This window comes from Synechococcus sp. R55.7 (genome assembly GCF_047461955.1).
Classification (GTDB): domain Bacteria; phylum Cyanobacteriota; class Cyanobacteriia; order Thermostichales; family Thermostichaceae; genus Thermostichus.
The window spans coordinates 1-4679 of sequence record NZ_JANSIC010000209.1; the positions used below are offsets into that span (position 1 = coordinate 1).

6 protein-coding genes are annotated in these 4679 nt (G+C 60.7%); all 6 read left to right on the forward strand.

Annotated features, from left to right (window positions below):
• Window positions 1-246, forward strand: a 246-nt coding sequence (locus NW820_RS10345; protein WP_414407433.1) for a hypothetical protein, incomplete at its 5' end; no start/stop codon positions are given.
• A gap of 53 nt (window positions 247-299) precedes the next feature.
• A complete protein-coding gene (locus NW820_RS10350) occupies window positions 300-728 on the forward strand; it encodes a DUF6464 family protein (protein WP_369791761.1) in 429 nt (142 codons plus the stop codon).
• Window positions 725-1432, forward strand: coding sequence for an orotidine-5'-phosphate decarboxylase (gene pyrF, locus NW820_RS10355; RefSeq protein WP_414407434.1), 708 nt, complete (start codon window positions 725-727; stop codon window positions 1430-1432). Before NW820_RS10350 ends, pyrF begins: the two co-directional genes overlap by 4 nt.
• A 131-nt stretch (window positions 1433-1563) precedes the next feature.
• Window positions 1564-2148: a hypothetical protein gene (locus NW820_RS10360; RefSeq protein WP_414344494.1), complete on the forward strand. Its 585-nt coding sequence runs from the start codon at window positions 1564-1566 to the stop codon at window positions 2146-2148.
• Between the two features lie 347 nt (window positions 2149-2495).
• Complete coding sequence (locus NW820_RS10365) at window positions 2496-3470, forward strand: hypothetical protein (protein WP_414407435.1); 975 nt, start codon at window positions 2496-2498, stop codon at window positions 3468-3470.
• 70 nt (window positions 3471-3540) lie between these two features.
• The coding region (locus tag NW820_RS10370) for a PLP-dependent aminotransferase family protein (protein WP_414407436.1) at window positions 3541-4679 on the forward strand (1139 nt) is incomplete at its 3' end.

The window sequence follows — 4679 nt, forward strand, 5'->3', positions numbered from 1 at the left end:
GGCATCAACCGTGACAGCGTACTGCAACTGAACCTTGGGTCGGGACGCAGCCTCCCTCGGGTACCTGTGGGCGGTTCAGGTTCTGAGGAGGGCCGGGATCCTGCTGCTCCTTCGGCGCAAATGTGGGCAGAGTGGCATATTCGCGCCAATGTCTGTACCGGAAACCTATCCACAGAAGAACTGGCGGAGCTGTTTCCATTGGTGAATCAAGCTCTAGTGGATGCCGTTTGCCGGGGAGGAAGTTAAAGGTTGCCCAGGCTGGCGGTAAGGTGAAGAAGGAGCCTCTAGGTCGCTGCTGCATGGATTTTGAGAAACTTTTGGAGGAATGGGTTGCAGCCTTTGCCCAAGTGGCCGAAGAAAGTTTGGCCTCTTTGGAGACTGCCCTGATGGAGCTGGCAGAGCACTTGGCTGTGCCTTTACAGGAAACCCTTAGGCAGTGGGAAGCCCTCTGGAATCTGGAGGAGGAAGTGGAGCTGGAGCCTGAGCCAGAACCCTTTGAGGAAACCCTCAACCCTTCTGGCGAATCTTTCACCACCAGTCGTTTCTTCGTCAGCCCGATAGGATTTGGGGGTGTGGTTGTTTACACTTACGTGGCTTCGCCGCCAGAATACATCGGGGATCCCACCTGCCGCTACAATGCCCATTCTCCAGAGTTGCGCTGCGCCGTCAACCCCTGCGGCCCCTGTGAGGGCTGTCCCCACTATGAGCCCCGGAATGAGCCCCGATGAAGGGTGACCGCCTGATTGTTGCGCTGGATACCTCTTCTCAAGAGCAGGCTTTGAAGTGGGTGGACTCTTTGCCGCAGGTGCTGTGGTGGAAGGTGGGCCTGGAGTTGTTCACTGCTGCGGGTTTTCCCATTCTGCAGGCTCTCAAGGAAAGGGGCAAGCGCATTTTTCTGGATTTGAAGCTGCACGACATTCCCCACACCGTGGGGAGGGCCACGGCGGTGGCCGTCAGCTATGGAGTGGATCTGCTCACCGTCCATGCTGCCGGCGGCAGTGCCATGTTGCGGGCAGCCGTGGCAGCCGCCCAGGGCAGTTCTTGTCGACTATTGGCGGTTACCCTCTTAACCAGCATCAGCCCCCCGCAGGTGCGACAGGAACTGGGCATCGAGATGGATCCCGCCGACTATGTGTTGCATTTGGCCCGGCTGGCTCAAGCTCAAGGCTTTACTGGACTGGTTTGCTCTCCTCAGGAGGTCTCGCGGTTGCGCCAAGCTTTGGGGCCGGAGGTTTTGCTGGTTACTCCTGGGATCCGTCTGGGCCAAGCCAAGGCGGGGGATGGAGAGGAGGATCAACAGCGCATCTGCACGCCCGACGAAGCTCTGCGGGCAGGAGCCGATTATTTGGTGGTGGGCCGCCCCATCACCGCTTCTCCCGATCCCGTGGCCGCCTTGCGGCGCTTCCAAGCCTCATGGGATGCTGCCGGGTGAGGGTGTGGGGAGATGCCCGATGTTATTGGGGTAGTTCTGTAATGCAACGACGCCGTAGGCTTGTGCAGTGGATCCCTGAAAAAAGGCCGGCTGGATCCGGCAGGAGATGTTGGCTAGGAGTCGGTTTGTCGGTGGTTTTGGGCCTGGTCAGCACTCCTGGGCGCGTTAGGGGTGCGGAGCATTTCGTTCCGGCAAGAGGGGAAACTTGCCTGGCTGCTCCTCAGGTTTGGGCTGAGGCTCTAACGGAGCAGTTGCCTTTGTTTCTCAATCTGGCCTTGAGCCGCTCCCGCTCTGAGTTTCAGGTTGTGCTGGTGGGGAAGCCGGAGGTTGAAATGCTCTCTCCAGGGTCTCCGGCCCGCTTACGCCAACAGGAGCTGGCTCCGGTTTTGCCGGACACCGCAACTGCTGTTTCGCCAGAAGCTTTTCGGCTGTATTTCACCACGCTGGAGCGCCGCTTGGTCTTGCCCCAACACCCCCAAAAGGAGGGCAACTCCTTGGCCGGTCGGCGCAGCGAAACCCTGCAACTGGCCTACGAGGCTTATGTCCTGCGGGCTGCTCCTGGGGATCCCTGGCGGTTGGTGCGTCTGCAGGTAACCGGATCGGGGATCCCCATTCGCGATGTAACGAATGGACTCACTGCCCAGGCCATCCGCCGCTGGCAACAGTCGGGTTGCCCCTTGACGGGCGATCTAGAGTTGACTAGACCTTCTCTCTAGCGGCGCGGAGCGCTTTGCGTCAGCATGAGTGCGGGAGTATGTCACGCGGGGAGATTCTCTTTTGGAAGTAACGAAGGGGCACTTTTTCTCCCCAACCGGCCAAGAGTAGAGGGCGTTGGATGTTCTGCTGCCGGTCGAGGGCCCACCCCGTGTAGGGATAGTGTTCTGCACTGCTCATGCGAACAGGCTAGGGTTTACCCATGAAGTTTCCCCCCGCCACACCCCGCCCGGGCAAGCGGCTGCCCCGCGGCTCATTTCCCCGCCTGAGCTCCTCCAACAGGGACAACCATCGCCGTCGGCGTTTGGTTGGTTTTGGTTTCATGGGCCACTGGCTGCTATGGGGAGGGATGGGCCTTCTTTTGGGGCAGCGACTCCGCTCTTGGGGGCAACCGGCTCCTCTGCAGTGGTGGCGCGTTTTGCCGGTGAGCAGTTCTGAGGGATCCCTGACTTTTGTCCAACCGGAACTGCCTCTCTACCACTCGTTCGCGTCAGTGGTGCGGAGCGCTTTTGCCGACAGGCTACTGCCCTGGCTGGCTCAGGGAACCGGGATCTCGGCTGAAGGGATCCTGCACATCTTCTCAGCTATGGCCTGCTTGGCCATTCTGCTGTTGTGCTGGAGCTGGGGCAACTTCTGGAGTGCCGGTCTATGGGGACTCAGCCCCTGGGTGTTGACCCAAGGGTTGGAGCCAGGCAGCGAGATTTTGGGCAGCCTGGTTTTGCTTTGCAGTTGTGGTGTTGGGCCGGGATCCACCTTGCGCTGGTGGGGTCTGGCCTTAGCTTGTGCCCTGTCTTATAAGGTTTGGCCCTTGGCTCTGCTCTGGGCGGGGCTGTGGACGAGCCAGCAGTGGCCACGGCAACCGTTGCGTTCGCGTCAGCGGCTCGGAATATCAGGACTGCTTTTGCTGCTGCTGGTGATGGGGCTTTCCTGGCTGGGACGGTTTAATTTGCCGGCTACCTCTGCTGAGGTGATTCCCTATCCTCTCAGCTCCCAAGGTGGCTTGGCCGTTTTGGCTACTTTGATGCTGCCCTTGGGGTTGAGCTTGGTGCGGTTGGGCTGGCCCTGGGCAGAACGGCAGCAAGCCCTGCTCAGCTTGGCCGGTTTGGGCCATGTCCTCTGGATGGGGGCGCTGGCGACATGGTTTTGGGATCCCCAAGTGAACACCCTGCAGCAAAGTGCTCGCTGGGGTTTGGTGGTGCTCCCCTTCCTATGCCTGAGCGCCGGCGGCGTCTTGGCTGAGATCCCCTACCGGAGCTGGCGGCGGGTTTTGGGATCCCTACTCCTGGGCAGTTCTTTCTTGTTATCGTGGCAGGCATTGGCCTAAGGTATTCTTTCTCTTGCTTGCCATGACCCAGACCTCGTCCGCATCGGCACCGCGTAGCACTTCGCGGCCCTTGTTGCAAACCCTTTTTGCCCAACGGGCTCAGGCTGTGATCCCTTCTCCTTTCGGGGCGGAGATCCCAGGGGCGGTGCCAGTGGTTACCAGTTTTACCTTTGGGCTGGCGGATCCGCGTCTGTTCCCCAAGGCCGACTTGGCGCGGGCCACGGCGGAGGTGTTGGCAGAGGATGGGGACAATGCCCTCAATTACGGCGGCACGTTTGCCGGGCTGATCAACGTGGTGCTGCAGTTGATGCGGGATAGAGGGGTAGAGGCCCAGCCGGAAAACCTACTGATCGGCTATGGCTCTGGGCAGATCCTCGGCCTGTTGCCTCAGGTCTTCGTGGAGCCGGGGGATGTAGTCATTGTGGAAGGGCCCACCTTCATGGGGGCTGTCAGCCGTTTTGCGGCGGCAGGAGCGCGTCTGATCTCGATTCCGGTGGATGGGGAAGGCATGGTGGTGGATCGCCTGGAAGAGGTGCTGCGCGATCTGGCTCGCCAAGGGATCCGCCCCCGATTTGTCTATACCATTCCCACCTTCCAAAACCCCAAAGGCTGCACCCTCTCTGGGCCACGGCGGCAGAAATTGGTGCAGTTGGCAGCTGAGTACGGTGTGGTGGTGGTGGAGGACGAGGCCTACTACGACCTGCGCTTTGCCGGGGATCCCTTGCCCAGTTTGGCTGCGCTGGATCGGGAAGGCTGGGTTCTTCATGTGGGCACCTTCTCCAAGATTGTGGTGCCGGGAGTACGGGTGGGCTGGGCCTGTGGTCACCCTGAGATCATCCGCCGCTTGGAGATGTTTCGCAGCGAGGGATCCCTGGGGCCCTTTTTGGGCCGGGTGGTGGCCCGCTATTGCGGGGAGGGCCGTCTGCAAAGCCACATTCAACTCCTCACCCGTCGCTACCGAGAAAAGTGCCAGGTGATGCTGGAGGCCATCGCTCAATATTTTCCGCCCGAAGTCAAGGTGGAGGCCCCTGGGGGTGGATTTTTCGTCTGGTGTGAGCTGCCCCCTTCCCTAAGCGCCAGCACCTTGTTGCAGGCTACTCGCGCCCTGGGGGTCACCTTCCTGCCGGGCACCCACTGCTTTGCCGATGGCCAAGGGGAGCACGCCCTGCGCCTCGCCTTTAGCTACCAACCGGAAGAGCGCATTGTCAG